The organism is Wolbachia endosymbiont of Cardiocondyla obscurior, from assembly GCF_902713635.1.
GTDB classification, from domain to species: domain Bacteria; phylum Pseudomonadota; class Alphaproteobacteria; order Rickettsiales; family Anaplasmataceae; genus Wolbachia; species Wolbachia pipientis.
The window spans coordinates 1-20,020 of record NZ_CACTIU010000005.1 but is presented as its reverse complement, the minus strand read 5'-3'; the positions used below and the strand labels follow the sequence as shown (position 1 = coordinate 20,020).

Here is a 20,020-nt window from a genome sequence, read left to right as displayed (position 1 = left end):
AAATACACAGTGAACTTAAACCTTTTTAACTAAGATTTCATTATCAAGAGCGTACACTATTAGTTCATCATTTTCTACTACTTCCCCCGATAAAACTAATTTAGCTAAATTATTTTGAATACACTCTTGTATCACCCTTTTTAGGGGCCTTGCTCCATATTCAGGGTCATAGCCAGTTTGTGCTATTAGTTCTTTAGCTTCCTGCGACAAACTTATACTCAGTTTACGCTTAGCAAGTGTTTTTTGTAAATAAGAAAATTGAACATCTATAATTTTATAGATGTCATTTCTGGTTAAACTGTGAAATATAATAATTTCATCCAGTCTGTTTAAAAATTCTGGACGAAATGTTGATTTAATTATCTGCATTACCTCATCTTTTACAGACTCAGCAATCCCCTTTAGCATTATCTCAGCACCAAGATTAGAAGTTAAAATCAGTATGGTATTGCGAAAATCAATCAATTTGCCATGACTATCAGTGAGTCTCCCCTCATCCAAGATTTGCAGCAATAGATTAAATATATCTGGATTTGCCTTTTCTATCTCATCAAATAAGATTACCTGATATGGTCTTCTCCTCACTGCTTCAGTTAATCTGCCACCTTGTTCATAGCCAACATACCCTGGAGGCGCGCCAATTAACTTTGAAACAGAATGTTTTTCCATATATTCTGACATATCAAAACGCAAAAGCGCTGATTGATCGTCAAACAGAAATTCAGCAAGGGCTTTTGCCAATTCTGTTTTTCCAACTCCGGTTGGACCCAAGAATAAGAATGAACCAAAAGGTCGATTAGTATCTTGCACACCAGAGCGAGAGCGCCTAACTGCATTACTTATCGCTTCTATTGCATCTTTCTGCCCTATTACTCTTCTTCCTATTTCATTCTCCATGTTGAGAAGTTTTTCCTTTTCGCTGTGCATCATGTTATCAACTGGAATTCCTGTCCACTTTGAAACAATGTTTGCAATATCATCTCCAGTCACTTCTTTCTTTAAGAAACTATCAGTAACCTTTTCCTGATTTTTTAATTCATTCTCAAGCTGAGGAATCACACCATACATCAGCTCTCCTGCTCTTCCCAAATTCCCACTACGCTGAACTAATTCCAACTCTTTTCTAGCGTTATCTAATTTTTCGGCTGTTTCTTGTATTCTAGCTATTTTATTCTTTTCCATCTGCCATTTGCTGTTCAAGTCAGCAAATTTACTATTTAGATTTTCGATCTCTTCATTTATCTTTTTTAAACGCTGTTTAGAATTTTCATCACTTTCTTTTTTTAAAGCCTCTGCTTCAATCTTTAGCTGTATAACCTTTCTCTCAAGTTCATCAATAACTTCAGGCTTGCTATCCATTTCAATTCTCACCCTGCTTGCTGCTTCATCAATCAAATCAATTGCTTTATCAGGTAAAAACCTATCTGTTATATATCTATTGGACAACGTTGCAGCAGCAATTATTGCACCATCTGTAATTCTTATACCATGATGCACCTCATATCTTTCCTTCAAACCCCTGAGTATTGAAATGGTATCAGTTTCAGTTGGTTGAGAGATAAACACAGGCTGAAAACGCCTTGCAAGTGCAGGATCTTTTTCTATATGCTGACGATATTCATCTAAAGTTGTGGCTCCTATACAGCGAATTTCTCCACGCGCAAGAGCAGGCTTCAGCAGATTCGAGGCATCCATTGCACCACTTGTTGCTCCTGCTCCAACTAAAGTGTGCAATTCATCGATGAATAATATAATTTTTCCCTCCGCTCTCGAAATCTCATTAATCACTGCTTTTAACCTTTCCTCAAACTCTCCTCTAAACTTAGTGCCAGCAATTAGTGCTCCAAGATCCAAAGCTAAGACCTTTGCATCATGCAAACCAAGTGGCACATCGTTTGCAACAATTCTATTTGCAAGCCCCTCAACTATTGCAGTTTTTCCAACACCAGGTTCACCGATCAGCACTGGATTATTTTTTGTCCGCCTCAGTGATACCTGCATAGTTCTTCTGATCTCTTCATCACGACCAATTACAGGATCAAGCTTTCCTTGCATAGCAAGCTCTGTAACATCTTTTGTATATTTCTTTGCCGCGTTTAATTTTTCCTCACTGTTTGGCGAGTCCGCACTGCTGCCCTTTCTCATTTCTGCAATAACTGAGTTCAGTTTTTGTAGAGTCACACCATTCTCTGCCAGAATTTTGCCTACAGTATCATCTTTTTGTGCAGTGAGGCCCTGTAGTAAACGCTCAACAGCAACAAATGAATCTTTATTTCTTCTTGCAATACCAATTGAATCTTCAAAAACTTTTGCTATTTCTCTTGAAAGTTGAAGGCCACCACTTCCTGGACCTTCAATTACTGGCAACTTTTTTATTGCGCTATCCACAGCATCAGAAATACTTTGCACACTTCCACCACAAGCGTTTATCAAATCCTGAACTAAACCTGATTCATCTTCAAGCATCACTTTTAGTAAATGCTCAGGCATAAAAATCTGATGCCCAGCTCCCAACGCTTTCATTTGAGCACTTTGAATTAGACTTTTTGCTTTTTCGGTAAATTTATTTAAGTCCATAACACCAGTTAAATTCGTATTTGCTGATGTATATAACAACTGATTTCATAAATTTAAACCTAAAGTTGTTTATTGTTAGGTATGAAATTTAAAACTTTCTTAAAAAAGGAACTATCATAGTAACCATACAAATATCTTGTATCTCAAGACCTTTGGTTTTTGTTGCTGAAAATGGTTGTATTATTTAAGTTATTAACAATATACAATACTAAGTTAATGTAATTTATTTGGAGATGACAGGAAAATTTATTGTAACTTTATATTCTAAATAGAATAAAGTTCTTTTGTTAATATTGTCCTTTTTGTAAAAAATATTCCTAATTTCTTCATCATTTCTGTGGGTAAGGTCATCTGCTTCTCTACCTCAAGTGGTTAACAAAGTTTCTTGTCACGAGGGACCAAATGGAAATCTGCTCGTTTTCACGCGAATTAATGTTACAAATTCTATACATTTCGTTACAAAATGGCATTCGCTTTCTCCATTATCCTTTACCTGCATTTTCATCAGCGTTCCTTGCGGTTTGCTTGCCATATAGGCGGAAATACAGGCTTACCCTGTTCCTTCTGTCATACAACAGTGGGTTAGGTGACTTCTCTATACCGGTGATTTGCGTACATCCAGAAATGAAAAATGTCACATTACCTTTTGGTCGGAGCTTATCAGCATCTTTAGCTCTTTAATCGTTACGATACTTATGAAGCTTCACTTACGTTCACCATACCACTAAGCCTAGCTCTCCAACCACATGATGCTTGTAGTTTATGCTCCTTTCACGATTGAGCATCTTCTTTTTCAAGAGGAGGTTCATTGTCCGCATCGCTTGGCACCAACCGGTTACCCGATTCGCACTGATGCGTAGACTCAGATGGCAAAACATCTGGTTTAATAAGTTTTAGAACTCTTTTAGTTTCTTTCTGAAGGAATTCCTCTCCTTTTAAACAATATGACCGAAGACTTTCAGGTCGCACCATTTCAATAATTAGCTGGGTTCCAGCAGAATCAGTACAGAAAACATCAACAATACTTTGTTTTTTAGAGGCAATCTCAGCATCCATGATAGTGCTGAGAAATTCTATTTCTTCTATTTCATCTTTGCCAGCGAAGCCCAATATATCATTGAGAAAGTGAATGAGAATATCTTTATTTTTCTCAGTGCCAAATATTCTCTTGAACGCGAAATTGTTTTTTGGATCGAGAAATTTCGAAAAGGCCATAATTAAATACAATTAGGAGACGAATAATTATACACTATTTTTCGCAAATGTTCAACCTCTGATTACTCCTTATTCTTTGCCCTTCCTGCACGCTTACGTTCATTTGGATCAAGGAATTTCTTGCGTAAACGTATAGATTTTGGAGTTACTTCCACCAATTCATCATCATCTATATACGCTATCATATCCTCCAGTGTCATTATCTTTGGTGGAGTGAGCTTTATAGCTTCATCACTACCTGAAGCTCTTACGTTTGTTAATTGCTTACCCTTTAACACATTTATCTCCAAATCATTGTCACGGCTATGCTGGCCGACAACCATGCCACAATATACCTTATCCTGTGGCTTAATAAACATAATTCCCCTGTCTTGCAAATTGAAAATTGCATATGCCACAGCCTCACCCTTATCTGTAGAAATTAAAACTCCATTGCGCCTTCCAGAAATTGGACCTCTATGTGGAGCATAACTGTGAAATAAACGGTTAATTATGCCTGTGCCACGAGAATCAGTTAAAAACTCTCCTTGATAACCGATTAATCCTCTTGATGGCACTAAAAACGTTAATCTTGTCCTGCCATTACCAGAAGGTCTCATGTCAGTTACTTCACCTTTACGGAAGCTGAGTTTTTCCATGATGATTCCACTATATTCATCATCTACATCAATTACTACTTCCTCTATAGGTTCAAGTTTTTTACCGCCTTCTTCTTTAAATAACACGCGAGGGCGTGATACCGAAAGCTCAAAACCTTCTCTCCTCATATTTTCAATTAACACTCCAAGCTGTAACTCACCACGCCCACCTACTTCAAATGCTTCACCGCTTGGTGCCAAAGTCACAGTAATTGCAACATTTGTTTCTGCCTCCGCGTATAAGCGATCCTTTATAGCAGTTGAGGTAAGCTTTGTACCTTCTTGTCCAGCAAAAGGCGAATCATTAACGCTTAGAGTAATCGCCATTGTCGGCGGATCAACTGGAGTTGAGCTTACTGCAGTTGTAACCTCTGGTGCTGCTATAGTGTCTGAAACTGAAGCTTCCTCAAGTCCTGCAATTGCAATTATGTCTCCCGCTACAGCTTGTTCTACTGGAATGCGTTTCAAGCCAGAAAATGAGAGCAACTTAGTTAATCTTCCTCGTTCAATTACTTTGCCATCGAGGTCAAGCACCTTAAGATCTGAATTAACTTGTGCAACACCCTGATAAACCTTTCCTGTCAATATTCTGCCAAGAAACTTATCAGACTCAAGTAGAGTGACCAACATAGCAAAAGGTGCATTTTGATCATAAACAGAAGGTTTTATATAATCTATAACCGTTGAAAATAATGGGCTTAAATCTTTTCTTTCATCAGAAAGCTCCTTAGCACACCAACCATTTCTACCTGAAGCATACAACACTGGAAAATCTAGCTGCTCGTTGGTTGCATCAAGGTTAAAAAATAACTCATATATTTCATTTAGTACTTCATCAATTCTGCTGTCTGGTCGGTCGACCTTATTGATTATTACAATTGGCTTCAGATTTGCTTTTAGTGCTTTTGACAACACAAATTTAGTTTGTGGCATGGGACCTTCTGCAGCATCAACCAGCAGCAACACACCATCTGCCATGCACAATACCCTTTCTACTTCTCCACCAAAGTCTGCGTGCCCTGGCGTATCAATAATATTGATTTTTTCATCACCCCACATTATTGATGTGCATTTTGCAAGTATTGTAATCCCGCGCTCACGTTCTTGGTCGCCACTATCCATAACTCGTTCTTGAACTTCTTGATTCTCGCGGAATGTGCCACTTTGTTTTAACATGTTATCAAGTAAAGTAGTTTTACCGTGGTCAACGTGTGCGATTATTGCTATATTTCGGATCGATTTAAATTCGTTCATTTTCTATCATTTCAAAATTAATTTAGTAATAAGTATACATAAAATACACTTGGAGTAAATAACTAAAGCTGTGTATAAATGCTGTGTTTCCAAGATATTATAGGATTACTTTGTTAAATATTCCCTACTCCCAGGTTTTGTTATGGGTAGTTGTTTTAATTCACTTGGAAGTTCTTCCTCGCTGTAGTTTTTGATGTTCAGTTCAATCAAAGATATGACAGGAAAAGGCAGTTTCGTTTCACTATTTCTCTTTATCAAAGAAGCTTCAGCAACAACTTTACCTCCTTCCCCTTCTGCACATTCCACTGCTTCAAGTGAAGATTTACCTGTGGTTATTACATCTTCAATGAGCAATATTTTCTCACCCTTTTTGATCTTAAATCCACGGCGTAATTCAAACTTACCATTAACGCGCTCGCAAAACATTGTCTTTACTCCAAGCTGCCTGCCAATCTCATAACCCACAATTATTCCACCAATTGCAGGAGATAATATTAAATCTATGGAGCTATTTAATTCTTTTTTTATTTTATCTGCTAATAATGCGCAAACTTTCATGGCTCTGCTTGGATTTTCAAAAATCTTCGCACACTGTATGTATGTGTCACTATGCAGCCCGGATGATAAAACAAAATGCCCATGCAAAATTGCTTCTGCTTCTTTAAATTCTTTTATTATTAGGTTATTTTCGTCTAATATCATTTTTTAAGTTTCACTATTACATTCTTTATTAATTATCTGAGTGATACAAACATCAGACCACACATTTATTGCAGTTTCAAACATATCGATGATTGTATAAATAGGCAAAATCAGTCCCATAATATGCAGAGGAACATTCATCGACATGAGATAACTGGTTGCCATAAAATAGCACCCCATCGGCACTCCAGCGTTACCAATTGCAGCCCCTGTAGCTAAAAAAATCCATATCAACATTTCGCTTAAGGAAAATACGTATCCGTTCATTTCTGCAACAAACATTACAGTGATTAGTATAAATGCAGCACATGCATTCATGTTAATTGTTGTGCATATTGGTAAAATAAAAGACGATAATTTCTTTGGCACCTTTAGCTTGTTCTGCACACATTCTATAGTTGTTGGCAATGTTGCACTGGATGATTTAGAAAAAAACGCAAGTGTGAGTGCTGGCATAACCCCTTTCAGCGTTTGAATTGGTGATATGCCTTTATACCACATAAATAGCGGTAAAATCAGAAATGCCTGCACAAAATTTGCAGACATTATGCAAACAAAATACCATAAAAGATTGTAGAACTCACTACCGCCTTTTAATTCATGCAAAAAACATGTGATAAAGGACCACACAGCAAGCGGAATGAATTTTAGTAACCCCTGAGCAATTTTAAGTAGCGTATCAAAAAGTGCAGAGAATATTTGATGTAATATATCCTGCTTTTCTTTTGAAAGTGAAACAATAGCTCCACCCATCAAAAAAGCGATTAATATGCTACCAATCATATTATTTTCAAGAAAAACTTGCACAAAATTAGAAGGAATGAGTGATTTTAAATATGAAAAATAACTGTGGTTATTGCTGTTAATACTCCCTATTGTATTACTTATGAAATTTTTTCTTGCTGGATCTATTAACAAATAAAACGATAATGCAACAAACGCAGCTATAATAGTTGTAAGCAGAGTATAAAATAGTGTTTTCTTAACTAAGACTTTGATTTCAATTGAGTCTTTGAGCCCGGAAATTGTGGAAACTATGGATAAAAAAACCAGAGGTAAGCTTATTAATTTGAGCAAGCTGATAAAGATATCACTAAATAGCTTTGCTATTTCAAATATGATTTCATTGTTTAGGTAGTAAGCAACTATTGCAAGCAGTATAGAAAAAAGTATTGCAAACTTGTGCATTGAAAATAAAACTTCAAAGTAACATTATACAATAATTTTGCTGTTTTGGAATCAGATTGATAGACAAAATAACTTTACAGATTAGGGAAAGATAAGAGGATGTGTTTATTCGGAGACAGTGTAAGATTTCTTAATTTAAATTTAGGTGCACTTAGCCCATTCTGGTGATAACAAATTGGAATAGATAAGATATGATAACTAACTCTTCTGCGAGTATATAGTTTTGCCGGACACAACAGTACGTACTACGTGTCCTTTTACTTTGCGACCATCGAAAGGAGAATTCTTTGATTTACTAGCAAAGTTGTCAGTTTTAATTTCCCATTCATGATTGAGGTCAACTAAAATTAAGTCTGCAGCAAGGTTTTTTTGTATACGACCACGTGGTATGTGTATTATATCTGCAGGCTTATATGTCAATTTTGCGAGCACATCAAGTAGACCCATTTGCCCACTGTGATAGAGTTCAAGTGAAAGGGGCAGCATTGTTTCAAGACCAACAATACCAAATGCAGCATTTTCAAGTGGCAGATCTTTAGAACTACGATCATGCGGAGCATGATCGGTTGCAATGCAATCAATCACACCTGTCTTTAAACCTTCAACCATAGCTAAACGGTCTTCTTCAGTGCGAAGTGGCGGGTTCATTTTTGCAATTGCCCCATGTTGTTTTACTATATCTTCAGTCAAAGTGAAGTGATGAGGGGTTACTTCGCACGTAACATTTAATCCCAAATCTTTTGCACGTTTAATAGCATCAAGTGAATCTTTTGAAGAGACATGTAGAATATGGTAGTGCACATTCTCCATATCTTTCATGAGCAGTATATCGCGACTTACCATAACCGATTCTGACGCACTTAAGATCCCCTTTACTCCCAATTCTTCAGAAATTTTACCTTCGTTGATTGCACCACCTGCTGATAAATTTAAATCTTCTGCATGTTGAGCAATAGGAACACCCAGCATACTTGAATAAAGCAGCGCCTGTCTCATAATCATTGGGTTCATAACTGGCATGCCATCATCAGTGAACCCAACCGCACCTGCTTCCTTTAAAAGTGCCATTTCAGTCAGGTGTTCTTCCGAAGTGGTGATTTTAGCGTAAAATTCAACATTCACATGCGAAGTTTCAAATGCTCTATATTTCAAATATTTAGCCAAAACAACGCTATCAATTGCTGGAACAGTGTTTGGCTGACAAACTACAGTTGTAACGCCTCCTGCAGCTGCAGATTTGCTACCTGTATATATAGTTTCTTTATGTTCCTGGCCTGGTTCACGAAAATGTACGTGAATGTCAATAAGGCCTGGCATTAGAACAAGCCCTTTACAGTCTATTGTTTCATCAACTCCACTTGTTGAAAATAATGATTCACCAAAGTCAACAATTTTATCCCCTTCAGTCAATAATGAACCTTTTATATCAAGTTTAGTTTCCGGGTCGATAATACGAGCATTAGTATACGCAATTTTATAGCCTTCCTTTTGCCCTGTTTGCAACAAATCCCAAGTTTGAGTCATTATATTTGAGTATCGATTATAAAATAAATCTAAAGTTTTTTTAATAAAACACAACCAAATTAAAACACAGACTAAGAGCTGTCTTGAATTAAAGTGCTTTCATTATCCTAAAGATTTGGTTCTTATAACCTAGTTAGCTCAGTTTTAACGTTAATGTGTGAAGCTCTGAGTTCTGTTGAAGGATTTTCCAGCTGAATATCTAGCTCATTCTGTATGTTCGATAAACAAATTAAAGCTGAATCAAAAATTTCATCACACTGCTTTGCTTCATGTATATCATCAATTATTTCCTCGAATTCTTCCACATCATCCATTTCTTGCGGCGCACTTTTTAATATCGCTTTTATTTGGTTTAAGTTTTGACGAATTTTCTCCTGATATCCAACAATTCTCTCTTGATATATATCAATCATTTTTTGACATGCGTTGCCTCTAAATGGATGTTCTTTTTTCTCTTTTATGTAAGAATTTTGAAAGTCTTTACAGTTAAGGATTGCTTCTCTATGTTTTTTTATGTCATTAATTGCGCTGATTATCGACTTATCTATTTTCTTTAAATTTTCTTCCCGTTCTTCTCTTTTAATTATACTTTTGGATTCATTTTTTATCTGGTTCATTTTGTCATACAGGTTTCTGCATCCTTTGTAAGATGCCATTGGTTGTAACATTCCTTCTTTTACACCTTTATTGTAAAAATTCTTCAACTCATCATTTGATAGTATTGTTATAGCATCTTCCCTTTTACCTTGTGATTTAGGATACTTTTTATTCAATAAACTAACATGATTTAACAAGAAATCTCTAACTAGCCCTTCTTTTTTTACTTCGGATAATCTTTCTAGTGTTTCTATATATTTCAGAGTTTCCGCAAAGAGCTGTCCACCAGAGGGAGCAAATCCTTGAAGTGATTTACTCTGTGCTTTACAAAAATCGGTTTGTAAAAAATCTTCAGCTTGTTTTTTTATTACTGAAAGTTCATTAAAGGCTTTTTCTGGATTGATTTTTCTCAAAATACTAATAGCTTTTCTAATCGCTTTTTCTCTCTTTTTATTATCTTGCTTTTCATTTAATATGAGATGTTCAGTTTTGGTAAAAGCATTACCTTGATCACTCTTTGCAATGTTACAAACGATGTTTTTTACAACTTCTTCGGTTGCTGCATAATCTATTTCTTTTGCAAAGCAGTCAACAAATGATTGCCAAACTTTTTTATTAACAAGTTTACTTGTCTTATTTTCAAAATCTTCTATATCTTTGAATCCTAAAATAGTATAGAGATTTTTTTCGATTATTGGTTTGGCATGTTGTTTTGCCACTTTACCTTTTATATTGAATGGAAATTTACTAATCTTAGTTGTACCCACAATGTTACCTCAATATTAACGCTATCTATAAAAGTATAAAGATTTAATATTTAATTTTTAATTAATACTAGCACAGCTAACTACGGGAGCATTATGCTAGCATCAATTAACACTTTAACTTCTAACTTATCATCAGTAATATTGTTTATATAAAAACTATAATTTTTTATGCCTGAACTTGGGAATATATTGCTATTGCTAGCCTGCTTATTGTCTTTGACATATTTGTTTTTACCGCTTAGTTCTTGTCGGTTTATTACCACTGCCATATTTTTTTGTGTATCAACATCAATGGCTATTTTGATCTACTGCCACATTACAAATGATTTTTCACTTGAAAACGTATACTACCACTCACACACAACAAAACCTTTGATCTACAAGATTTGTGGTGTTTGGGGAAATAAAGAAGGATCTATGTTGCTTTGGACCTTAGTGCTCACCATGTATTTATTACTAATGGATATTTATATACCTTCTGTCATCCCAGTGCTTGACTACTTGGATCCAGACAATTTAATTGCAAATGAGTACATCAAATGGCAGTATAATAAAAACTGGATTCCAGTGTCAAGCACTGGAATGACACCAGAACGAACTAATGGTAGTAAATTAAAAAAAATATCTCTTATCACCCAAGGCTTGATTTGCTTTTGTTTTTTACTGTTCACTTTACTTGAATCCAGCCCCTTCACTAAAATGCCAGGCATTGAAACAGATGGACTGGGTTTTAATCCGATATTGCAAGATATAGGCCTTGCTATTCATCCACCGATATTATATTTGGGGTACCTTGGGTTTAGCGTTCCTTTTTCGCTCTCTATAGCTGGATTAATTGCAAAAGTTGAAGGAAATGTTTGGGCTAAAATTGTCAGGCCTTGGGTACTTATTTCTTGGTCGCTGCTCACTTTGGGCATCAGCTTGGGTAGCTGGTGGGCATATCGCGAACTTGGGTGGGGTGGATTTTGGTTTTGGGATCCAGTGGAAAACGTTTCTTTGATGCCGTGGCTAATTGCAGTAGCGCTGACACATTTGTTGCTCGTGGTACGGAATTTCAATGTTTTAAAGAACTTTGCTATTTTACTTACGCTTACAACTTTTATATTGAGTGTGACTGGAACATTTCTAGTCCGCTCAGGAATACTCACCTCAGTGCACACGTTTGCAGATGATCCAAGGTATGGACTGTATATATTAGCTCTACTTGGTGTAATTACAGTCAGTAGCTTAGTAATATTTGTAGTATTTACGAGAAAAAATCACACGTCTGCGATGTCATTCCAATGCTTGACACTGGAATCTGAAAAGAAACCTGCTACTCAAGTGACAGAGGGTAGAAGATTCTTTTCACGCCTTACGATGATGCTGATGAACAATTTATTATTCATCACTGCCTTTTTCATTGTGTTCGTTGGCACTTTATACCCTACAGTGCTCGAATATTTAACCGGTGAATTAATTTCAGTTGGAGCACCATATTACAATTCTTTATTTAATCCTATTGCACTGGCTATTCTAGCCCTCACGATAATTGGGCAATACTGCAGTTGGCAGGGAAATAGTCTATTGCCAATATTCCGTGAATATAGATTTTCATTTTGTAGTGCTGCAGCTATTTTGCCGTTTATTTTTCACATGGAGCTAATAATTGTGCTATCAATTACTATCTCCATAGCATTATTAATCTTTGTTTTAGAAGCATACAGTAAAAGAATTTGTTTATTTAAGGTAGCATTTGGTGAATCAATTTTATTAGCAAGAAAAGTTTCTAAATCCTACTATGCAATGATGGCAGCTCATGCTGGAGTGGCAATTCTAGTGCTTGGTATAGCTTATTCAGTTGGTTGGCAGGAGAAAAAAGAAAATTACTTAAAAATAGGGGATAGCATAACAGTCAATAAATTTAAAGTTACTTTACGAAATATTGAGCTAATAAAAGAAAAAAATTTCCATGCAGTGAGGGGTACAATGGATATCAGGAATTTGCTGAATAACAAGATATTGGGTGAAGTAACTCCTGAATATAGATTTTACCTTGCGGAAGGTCAGAAAAATGTTGAAAGCAGTATCTACCACAATTTATTTTCTGATATTTATGTTGTAATTGGAGAAATTGATAAGAGTAAGAGCAAAATCGCAGCTAAAGTGCACTATAAACCTGGAATGTCTATAATCTGGCTTGGATCCTTTCTTATCGCTTTTGGTTCGCTCTTTGCTGCTTTTCCTTTTAGTAAACGGGCGAAGGTTGTCTAGCTGTCGTGGATTTATTAACAACGCTCCTAGGTCCAGAGTGCAATATATGAGAAATTACCGGGCTATAGATACTGATTTGCAAAGGTTAGAACCAAAGAAAGTTATATTTTTTTATTGACAGACCTATATATTACGATATTCACTAAGGGATTAGTGAGTAATGGTTATACAATATGAATGGTGGGGTATCAGGCAAGGAAAAAGCTATACGCACTGCTTTCGATTTTAAGGAGCCTTACAGCGATTGGCATCAAAATCTTGAAAGTAATGCACAAACTCCTCTACAGCACTCCGATGATTCTTGTACAAGTGATAACAGTAATAATCATAGGTCAGGTGATTCAGATTCAGAAGAAGGTGATGGCCATGATTCAGGTATTAGTTCCGATGATGAGGATGACCGGACAACTTATACAGCAGTACAATTAACTAATGATTCTCTTGATAGCCAAAGATATACAGGAATATGCATTCCCACACCAACTGATGGTTGGGTAGGTGAAAATAATCATCAGACTGGTTTATCAGGTAATTTGCCAAACGGAAGTAATAATCCACAAATTTTTGAAAGTACTGATTCAGTACAGCTAGATAATATTGTTTTTAGCAATCTAATTCAGCTTTCCTTGATTAGTCAAGAGCATAATTCTACCTGCAATGATCATGTAATTTGTGATTCAGGTCACAATTCTGACGATGAGGATCAGATTCCAGAGGACTTTCCTTCAAGGAAACGAGTACGATCGATTGAAATTGATCAGTTTGAACCGTTGTACAAGAAGAGGAAAATAGAAGCACAAAATAACCAAAAATATACAGGAAATGCATGTACTCCAACAACAACTGATGGTTGGGTAGGTGAAAATAATCATCAGACTGGTTTATCAGGTAATTTGCCAGACGGAAGTAATAATCCACAAATTTTTAAAAGCGATCCTTTACAGCATGGTAGTAATGGTTTAGGTTATAACTTCAATGATTATAGTCAAGCGACTTGTAGCAAATTAAGTGCTTCAGATCAAGAAGAGGGTCAAGGCTATTCTTTAGGTGATTCTTGTGAAAGTAAAGAAAATTTGACAAAGGGCGCTGGCGGTAGTAATCAGACTTTTGAAGGTGAACAGAAAAGCTCAGAATTTCCGAAAGTTGACAATTGGTCAGATAGTGATGGGAACTCAGAAGATAGTTCGGACTCAAAAAAGGGTTCGTACTATAGTTCAGGTAATCTTGATTCAATGGAGTTAACAGATGATTTGGATTCAGAAAATGATCGGGACCTAGAAGATGATAATCCTTTTCTAAAAGACTCACTTTTTATGAAACTAAAAATGTCGTTAACTCAAAGTAAACAGGATCTGATTGATAAATGCTGTGGGGAGGTGAGAGGTATAACAGAACAAAATGAACAAAAAGATATAAAAAATACTCCAGAAAGTATTAAGTGCATAGTAGCTAAATACTTAGAAAAAGAAGTAATGTTAAATTTAAAATGTAGTTGTTGTAACAAAACTGTAACAAATACAGTATTTGAAGAAATAAAAGATCTTACTAGTGGTAGTCATATAAGTAACAGAAGTAACACTTTTGTATTTGATAACTTTCCCTATCAAAGTAAAGATAAAAACTGTAACAAAGAAAGTAAAGGTCAAAACTGTAACAAAGAAAGTGAAGATCAAAACTGTAACAAAAAAAATGAAGTGTCTGAAGAGGACATTATCAAAAGCATTGTTAGTAATTTATTGTTAGAAGGTGGGAAAGTAAAACGCCATAATTTTTTCGATGGGAATGAGTTTGAGCAGATAGTTACTTGTAATGGATTTGATGATGGTCTTTCTGAGAAATGTAAGGAAATTGAAAGCAAGCTAAAAGGTTTAGCATATGAAAGTATTGTAAACAAAAGCAAGCAGACTCAAAATGTATTAGGAGTAGACAAGGATAATAGATATTTTTGTATAGAGTACTCGCAAGATAGTATTGTTGAAGTTGCAGAAATCCTAAACAATGAAAAAGCCAAAGACTTAAATTTAAGAGTTGGCATACTCAAAATTGGAGAAAGTATAGTAAGAGTTGAAAATGTAGAAGAAATAGGGGGAAAAAGAAATTACATGGATGTCTCAAAAGGTGGTATTGAAATGTCTTTTACTACTGAGGTAGGAGAGATAAGTATTTATCTAAGTCCTAGTGAGAAAGGCAGCAATAAAATAAAAGTGGAGATTGATGGGGAAAACAGAGCAAGGTTTAATGAGTTAAAAAATAGGGGAAAAAGTTTAGGGGAAAACTGTCTTTTAGGAGGAAAAAGTGTTGAGGAAGCTATAGACCATGAAAGTTTTGAAAGATATGGCAGTGTACCTAACACTGCTATGAAGGAACCTAGCTTAGGTTGCGTTGCTAACATAGCAAGGGGGGGATAAGCTTGCAGAGATAAAATGATGGGCCAAATTGGCGGTATTTTGCTCTTGTAATGTACTTCAAAATTGCAAAGTTTGCACTAGATAGAACTTAATTGACAGACAAGAATCAACTGACAGAAAAATTTACATAGTCAAACAATCACAGAATAAACTAGTGAATTTTTTGAAAAGTATATAAAATTCAAGTTTAAGTAAATAGCATGGCACTTAGACTCATTCCAGATAACCTCAATATAAAATTTAGTAAATATAGGGATTTGACTGCACTCGTTAGCATTATTCTTATCATCTTTTCAATGCTCATTGTTGTACTGCGTGGAGTGAACTTAGGCATAGACTTTGCAGGCGGAATTTTGATAGAGATAAAATCTTCAGATGAGAATCACTCTATTCTCGATGCATTAAAAGAAAATGGTTTTACAGTGCAGAGTTCAAAAGCGGGTGATAATTTAGTCATGCGTTTTAAAGATGAAGGAGATGAAGATAAAATCAAAAAGATAAAAAGCATACTAGAAGAAAAGCTGGGGAGCTCAATAAGCTATCGTAAAATAGACTATGTTGGCCCACAAATAAGCTCAACACAAATATTTGAAGGAATGTTATCCATGTTGATCGCGATTGTTGGAATATTTTTTTACGTTTGGTTTAGATTTAATTGGCAATGTGGATTCAGTGGAATAACAGCACTGATTCATGACGTGATTTTAACTGTTGGTTTTATTAGCCTAACTGGCATTGAGTTTAATATTTCATCAGTTGCAGCTCTCCTTACTGTCATTGGTTATTCAATCAATAACTCAGTAATTATATATGATCGGATTCGAGAGTATCGCAGGAGTGGTAAAAGTGGGCGGATGAGTGAGGTAGTAGATGCAAGTATCAACGCTACATTATTTCGCACTATATTAACTTCTGGTACAACCCTTCTTGCTGCTCTTCCTTTGGCATTAATCTGCACAGATGCAGTGAAAGACTTCAGCTTGATCATTTTTTTTGGTATTTTGATTGGCACTTGTTCTGCAATATTTATTTCTGCTCCTATATTGACCTACAGAGCTTTGATAAGTAGATTGTAGAAGTGTTTAGTCGCGGTATAATATCAACTTATTATCTCTTATAGTGAAATGAAAATACCTTAAAAAGCTCATTCCAAGTAGTGAATGAGACATAGAATGAGTGTTAACGCTTGCCTGTACATCATTAATCAAAAAATTTCCTATTTTAACTTGAGGTATTTGAACCACTCCAGCTTTTATTTGACCTTTCGCAGTTTCATATATTTTAAAATCCTGAACATTTTGTAAGTTAATACCAACATGTAATGCGTCTTTTTGTGATAGAACAATATCGGTTGCTCCAGTATCAAGCAAAAACGTTATATTGCGATCATTGACTTGAGCCTGAATATAAAAGTGTCCATCATATGACTTCGTAAATTCAATACTTCCACTATTCTGACCGCTATTTTGAATTCTTCCTTTATATGGTAAAAAAGTACTGAGAAATCTGTCGCTTAGTTTGTCCCTTTGTGAATCAATAAGCATTGCAGTAGTGGCTATTATTAGCAACCAAATAACTAGATTTTTCACCGCGTTCATATTGTTAAAATTTGAAGCTATTAAAATAAATTTTAAAGATCAGCGTTAAAAGTTATTATTAAAAATAAGTAAATTTCATTGTTTTAGTACAATATTTAGTATACACTTTAAGAAGATATGTTTGATTTAATTTCATGTCAGAAGCAAAAAGTTTAATTTTGGCAGCTATCCTTTCCATGTTAATCATGGTGTCTTGGCGTATTATTTATGATAATTTTTTTAGTACAAACCAAAACCAGCCATTGATTGAAAATATTGAACATATCGAATCTTTTAACGACCTTGCTCCTATAATATACCAAAATCGTTCTGAAATTATTAATTCTACTCGAGAACAGAGGGTTAGTTTAACCAATAACATGATTAAAGGATCAATTTCTCTGAAAGGTGCAAGGTTTGATGACTTAATTTTAACTAATTACCACTTAGAACCGAGTTCTTCTTCTCCACAAGTGGTGTTACTGTCACCTGCAGAATCAAAAGATGTATATTTTGCAGAATTTGGGTGGCTCGATCCGAGTAACAAGATTAAAGTTCCAGATTCTAAAGCAGTCTGGCGAGCAGATAAACTTAATCAAAAAGAGGTCAATTTATCTTGGGACAATGAGAATGGCATTTTATTTAGAATGAAAATTAACCTCGACGATAATTACATGTTTAAAGTTGAGCAAGTTGTTGAAAATAATACAAAGGATAATGTAGTTTTGGTTCCTTATGGTAAAATTAACCGTAAACGTGACAATATCAACGAATCTTATTGGATATCCCATGAAGGAGTACTGGGTGCATTTGATAATAAACTAGAGGAGTGGACATATAAGGATATTTCCAAAAAACATTTAATAAAAGCAAGCACGAGTGAAAAAAATTGGTTTGGTTTTGCTGATAAATACTGGCTCACAGCCATCATACCTGAAAAATCTGATAAAATAAATGTAAGCATTAAACACACAAACGTTAATAATACTGATAAATTCCAAGTAGATTTTGTCAAACCTTACAAGAGCATACTGCCTGGTGCAAGCGTTTCTAATGTGAATTATTTTTTTGCTGGAGCAAAAAAGTTGAATTTACTGGATTCTTATAAGGACACTCTCAATATACCCCTGTTTGATAAAGCTGTAGATTTTGGTGTTCTTTACTTTATAACTAAACCAGTGTTTTTACTGCTTGAATATTTTAACTTCGTTTTAAAAAATTTTGGCTTAGCAATATTATTGCTGACTTTAGTAATCAAACTTTTGATGCTTTCCTTATCTAATAGATCATATATTTCGATGTTTAAGGTAAAAAGCCTGCAGCCTGAATTAACTCGTATAAAAGAGTTGTATAAAAATGACAGCTTAAAGCAGCATAAAGAGACAATTGCATTGTTTAAGAGAAACAACGTAAATCCAATGTCGAGCATTTTTCCCATGCTAATACAAATACCGGTATTTTTTGCTCTATATAAAGTATTATTTGTTACTATAGAGATGAGGCATGCTCCTTTTTTTTTATGGATTAAGGATCTTTCAGCTCCTGACCCAACGAACATCTTTACATTATTTGGGTTGTTTAATTATAACTTTCCTATTTCTATAGGCATTTTACCTATAATTTTCGGTGCCACCATGATAATTCAGCAGAAGCTAAGTGAGAAAGATCAAACCAGTAAAGATGATATTCAAGTAAATGTTATGAAGTTTTTACCTTACATTTCTGTCTTTATTTTTTCTTCTTTTCCTGCCGGCTTAGTAATATATTGGATATTTAGTAATATTATAACTTTAATTCAACAATCCTTAATCAAGGTATTCTTAACAAGAAAAGTGGGGGTGAATGTTGAAAATACTAATAGTTAATTCAATTTATTATACTGAAATAGCGAACCTTTTGCTTGAAGGTGCAATTGATAAATTAAAAGGCAGTAATGCCAGTTACGATGTAGTTGAGGTTCCTGGTACATTTGAGATACCAGCTACAATTCTTTTTGCAGTCAAGAGTGGGCATACTAATTATGATGGTTATTTAGCTCTTGGGTGCGTAATTCGCGGTGAAACCGATCATTATCAATATGTTTGTAAAGGAGTAATTGAAGGCTTAAATGAGGTTGTTATGCATTATGCAATACCCCTTGGTATGGGTGTAATTACCGCTGACAGCAAAGATAAAGCGCTAGTTAGAGCTGATAAAAACAAAAAGAACGTTGGTGGCCATGCAGCCTCAACTGTTTTGCGTATGATAGATTTACACAATAAATTAAAATAATGGAGGAAAAACCAGTAGATAAAAAGTGGCGCATAAAAAGAAGCACGGCAAGATTTCTTGCTGTACAAATTGCTTATTCAAATATTTTCGTAGGTTACAACAAAAGCACTTTTAAACTGGAAAATTGTGAGCTTAAGGACTACATAAATAAGTTGAAAGATATATTTGAATGTGAAGAATTTGAACATCAGTTCTTAGAAAACTTGTTATATAAGGTTATAAAAAGCAGTGAAGAATATGATAAAATAATAGAGTCTTATTTACACCCAAGTTGGTCCCTTTCACGGTTAAATCTTATAAGCTTATCTATTTTGCGTGTTGCAATATGTGAGTTAGCTAATTGTGATACGCCAGTTCCAGTTGTCATTAATGAATATACTAACATTGCATCTGATTTACTTGATAAACCAAGCGAAATTGGTTTTATTAATGGGTTATTGGATAAGGCAAAAGATGCAGTTAAATTAAATAAAAATCCTTAGCAATTATAGCCAGCAAGCACAAGGTGTCATCCGAGTAGCTGCTGTATGAACATTGTCTACCAGATCCCAGTGCTTGACACTGGAATCCAGAAAAATTGATTATGCACTATACAACATTTTCGATCAAAAGCTGGATCCCAGTGGGCTTTGTTGCATCGCTCAAGTGAAAAGAACTGGCAGTTACTGACAAAATTCATTATAAATAGCCATTTAACTGTTGAAGAAAAAATATGCCACAAAAAATGAGAGTCAGTAACTGCCATGAATATAACAAATTTCTCCAAGAAAGAGGAAGCATTTTTTGTTATATCAATGACGCCATAGAAAATTGGTACGAGAATTGTCCAAAAATGCAGGGCGGCAACTATATTTATAGTGATAAAGTTGTGATTTTGGTGCATATAATCGTCAGTTTCTTTAGAATTGGTTTAAGACAAACAGTCGGGTTTATAAAAGGGTATTTGCAACAAATAGGAAGAGATTTGGCAGTTATCAGCTATTCACAAGCATCAAGAAGGTTTAAGAAACTTAATATTAAGATAAATGATTGCAGAATTGATAAAAATA

At 35.0% G+C, this 20,020-nt stretch carries 17 protein-coding genes and 1 pseudogene; 7 read left to right on the top strand and 11 right to left on the bottom strand.

Annotation, left to right across the window (positions count from 1 at the left end):
- Window positions 1–15: 15 nt before the first annotated feature.
- From clpB to WOCAOBSORBRA_RS06230, 9 genes and pseudogenes are all read right to left on the bottom strand, one after another.
- Window positions 16–2,577: an ATP-dependent chaperone ClpB gene (gene clpB / locus WOCAOBSORBRA_RS00830; RefSeq protein WP_155969008.1), complete on the bottom strand. Its 2,562-nt coding sequence runs from the start codon at window positions 2,575–2,577 to the stop codon at window positions 16–18.
- Window positions 2,578–3,059: 482 nt separating this feature from the next.
- Entirely contained in the window at window positions 3,060–3,215 is a 156-nt protein-coding gene (locus WOCAOBSORBRA_RS00825) for a hypothetical protein (protein ID WP_174515702.1), read from the bottom strand.
- A gap of 331 nt (window positions 3,216–3,546) precedes the next feature.
- Window positions 3,547–3,792, bottom strand: a pseudogene (locus WOCAOBSORBRA_RS06520) (PD-(D/E)XK nuclease family transposase); the annotation flags it as partial.
- A gap of 62 nt (window positions 3,793–3,854) precedes the next feature.
- The gene (gene typA / locus WOCAOBSORBRA_RS00815) at window positions 3,855–5,684 is read right to left on the bottom strand and encodes a translational GTPase TypA (protein WP_015588882.1); all 1,830 of its coding nucleotides are present in this window, start codon (window positions 5,682–5,684) and stop codon (window positions 3,855–3,857) included.
- A gap of 105 nt (window positions 5,685–5,789) precedes the next feature.
- Window positions 5,790–6,386: an orotate phosphoribosyltransferase gene (gene pyrE, locus WOCAOBSORBRA_RS00810; protein WP_174515701.1), complete on the bottom strand. Its 597-nt coding sequence runs from the start codon at window positions 6,384–6,386 to the stop codon at window positions 5,790–5,792.
- 3 nt (window positions 6,387–6,389) lie between these two features.
- On the bottom strand, window positions 6,390–7,574 hold the full coding sequence (locus WOCAOBSORBRA_RS00805) for a dicarboxylate/amino acid:cation symporter (protein ID WP_155968759.1): 1,185 nt from the start codon (window positions 7,572–7,574) through the stop codon (window positions 6,390–6,392).
- Between the two features lie 198 nt (window positions 7,575–7,772).
- Window positions 7,773–9,098, bottom strand: coding sequence for a dihydroorotase (locus WOCAOBSORBRA_RS00800; RefSeq protein ID WP_155968756.1), 1,326 nt, complete (start codon window positions 9,096–9,098; stop codon window positions 7,773–7,775).
- Between the two features lie 122 nt (window positions 9,099–9,220).
- Window positions 9,221–10,462 carry a hypothetical protein gene (locus tag WOCAOBSORBRA_RS00795; RefSeq protein WP_174515700.1) on the bottom strand — a complete coding sequence of 414 codons (1,242 nt, stop codon included), beginning with the start codon at window positions 10,460–10,462 and terminating at the stop codon, window positions 9,221–9,223.
- A gap of 80 nt (window positions 10,463–10,542) precedes the next feature.
- Window positions 10,543–10,731, bottom strand: a complete 189-nt coding sequence (locus WOCAOBSORBRA_RS06230) for a hypothetical protein (protein WP_022626229.1) — start codon at window positions 10,729–10,731, stop codon at window positions 10,543–10,545.
- On the opposite strand from WOCAOBSORBRA_RS06230, the gene WOCAOBSORBRA_RS00790 reads away from it, so the two are divergent.
- From WOCAOBSORBRA_RS00790 to secF, 3 genes are all read left to right on the top strand, one after another.
- Window positions 10,652–12,715, top strand: a complete 2,064-nt coding sequence (locus WOCAOBSORBRA_RS00790; protein ID WP_458694634.1) for a cytochrome c-type biogenesis CcmF C-terminal domain-containing protein — start codon at window positions 10,652–10,654, stop codon at window positions 12,713–12,715. The genes WOCAOBSORBRA_RS06230 and WOCAOBSORBRA_RS00790 overlap by 80 nt on opposite strands.
- A 173-nt stretch (window positions 12,716–12,888) precedes the next feature.
- Window positions 12,889–15,123 (top strand): hypothetical protein, encoded by a 2,235-nt coding sequence (locus tag WOCAOBSORBRA_RS00785; protein WP_174515698.1) that lies wholly within the window; start codon window positions 12,889–12,891, stop codon window positions 15,121–15,123.
- A gap of 200 nt (window positions 15,124–15,323) precedes the next feature.
- Window positions 15,324–16,199, top strand: coding sequence for a protein translocase subunit SecF (secF, locus tag WOCAOBSORBRA_RS00780; RefSeq protein WP_174515697.1), 876 nt, complete (start codon window positions 15,324–15,326; stop codon window positions 16,197–16,199).
- A 6-nt stretch (window positions 16,200–16,205) separates the two neighbouring features.
- On the opposite strand, the gene WOCAOBSORBRA_RS00775 is transcribed toward secF, so the two are convergent.
- Complete coding sequence (locus WOCAOBSORBRA_RS00775; RefSeq protein ID WP_006279648.1) at window positions 16,206–16,721, bottom strand: TIGR02281 family clan AA aspartic protease; 516 nt, start codon at window positions 16,719–16,721, stop codon at window positions 16,206–16,208.
- Between the two features lie 134 nt (window positions 16,722–16,855).
- On the opposite strand from WOCAOBSORBRA_RS00775, the gene yidC reads away from it, so the two are divergent.
- From yidC to nusB, 3 genes are read left to right on the top strand one after another with little or no spacing between them, the layout of a single operon-like run.
- Window positions 16,856–18,565: a membrane protein insertase YidC gene (gene yidC, locus WOCAOBSORBRA_RS00770; protein ID WP_174515696.1), complete on the top strand. Its 1,710-nt coding sequence runs from the start codon at window positions 16,856–16,858 to the stop codon at window positions 18,563–18,565.
- Window positions 18,543–18,971 (top strand): 6,7-dimethyl-8-ribityllumazine synthase, encoded by a 429-nt coding sequence (locus WOCAOBSORBRA_RS00765; protein WP_174515695.1) that lies wholly within the window; start codon window positions 18,543–18,545, stop codon window positions 18,969–18,971. Before yidC ends, WOCAOBSORBRA_RS00765 begins: the two co-directional genes overlap by 23 nt.
- Window positions 18,971–19,453 (top strand): transcription antitermination factor NusB, encoded by a 483-nt coding sequence (nusB, locus tag WOCAOBSORBRA_RS00760; protein ID WP_007549265.1) that lies wholly within the window; start codon window positions 18,971–18,973, stop codon window positions 19,451–19,453. Before WOCAOBSORBRA_RS00765 ends, nusB begins: the two co-directional genes overlap by 1 nt.
- Window positions 19,454–19,509: 56 nt before the next feature.
- Here nusB and WOCAOBSORBRA_RS06225 read toward each other — a convergent pair whose 3' ends face one another.
- Complete coding sequence (locus WOCAOBSORBRA_RS06225) at window positions 19,510–19,854, bottom strand: hypothetical protein (RefSeq protein ID WP_246165594.1); 345 nt, start codon at window positions 19,852–19,854, stop codon at window positions 19,510–19,512.
- On the opposite strand from WOCAOBSORBRA_RS06225, the gene WOCAOBSORBRA_RS00750 reads away from it, so the two are divergent.
- Window positions 19,750–20,020 (top strand): transposase (locus tag WOCAOBSORBRA_RS00750; protein ID WP_246165593.1); only part of this gene is annotated, 271 nt, incomplete at its 3' end. The genes WOCAOBSORBRA_RS06225 and WOCAOBSORBRA_RS00750 overlap by 105 nt on opposite strands.

Excerpts from the sequence above, each read along its gene's own strand:
- pyrE (WP_174515701.1), bottom strand. The coding sequence starts at position 6,386 with ATGATATTAGACGAAAATAACCTAATAATAAAAGAATTTAAAGAAGCA.
- WOCAOBSORBRA_RS00775 (WP_006279648.1), bottom strand. The coding sequence starts at position 16,721 with ATGAACGCGGTGAAAAATCTAGTTATTTGGTTGCTAATAATAGCCACT.
- nusB (WP_007549265.1), top strand. The coding sequence starts at position 18,971 with ATGGAGGAAAAACCAGTAGATAAAAAGTGGCGCATAAAAAGAAGCACG.
- secF (WP_174515697.1), top strand. The coding sequence starts at position 15,324 with ATGGCACTTAGACTCATTCCAGATAACCTCAATATAAAATTTAGTAAA.
- WOCAOBSORBRA_RS06225 (WP_246165594.1), bottom strand. The coding sequence starts at position 19,854 with ATGCACCAAAATCACAACTTTATCACTATAAATATAGTTGCCGCCCTG.
- WOCAOBSORBRA_RS00765 (WP_174515695.1), top strand. The coding sequence starts at position 18,543 with ATGTTGAAAATACTAATAGTTAATTCAATTTATTATACTGAAATAGCG.
- clpB (WP_155969008.1), bottom strand. The coding sequence starts at position 2,577 with ATGGACTTAAATAAATTTACCGAAAAAGCAAAAAGTCTAATTCAAAGT.
- typA (WP_015588882.1), bottom strand. The coding sequence starts at position 5,684 with ATGAACGAATTTAAATCGATCCGAAATATAGCAATAATCGCACACGTT.
- WOCAOBSORBRA_RS06230 (WP_022626229.1), bottom strand. The coding sequence starts at position 10,731 with ATGGCAGTGGTAATAAACCGACAAGAACTAAGCGGTAAAAACAAATAT.
- yidC (WP_174515696.1), top strand. The coding sequence starts at position 16,856 with ATGTCAGAAGCAAAAAGTTTAATTTTGGCAGCTATCCTTTCCATGTTA.
- WOCAOBSORBRA_RS00800 (WP_155968756.1), bottom strand. The coding sequence starts at position 9,098 with ATGACTCAAACTTGGGATTTGTTGCAAACAGGGCAAAAGGAAGGCTAT.
- WOCAOBSORBRA_RS00805 (WP_155968759.1), bottom strand. The coding sequence starts at position 7,574 with ATGCACAAGTTTGCAATACTTTTTTCTATACTGCTTGCAATAGTTGCT.
- WOCAOBSORBRA_RS00785 (WP_174515698.1), top strand. The coding sequence starts at position 12,889 with ATGAATGGTGGGGTATCAGGCAAGGAAAAAGCTATACGCACTGCTTTC.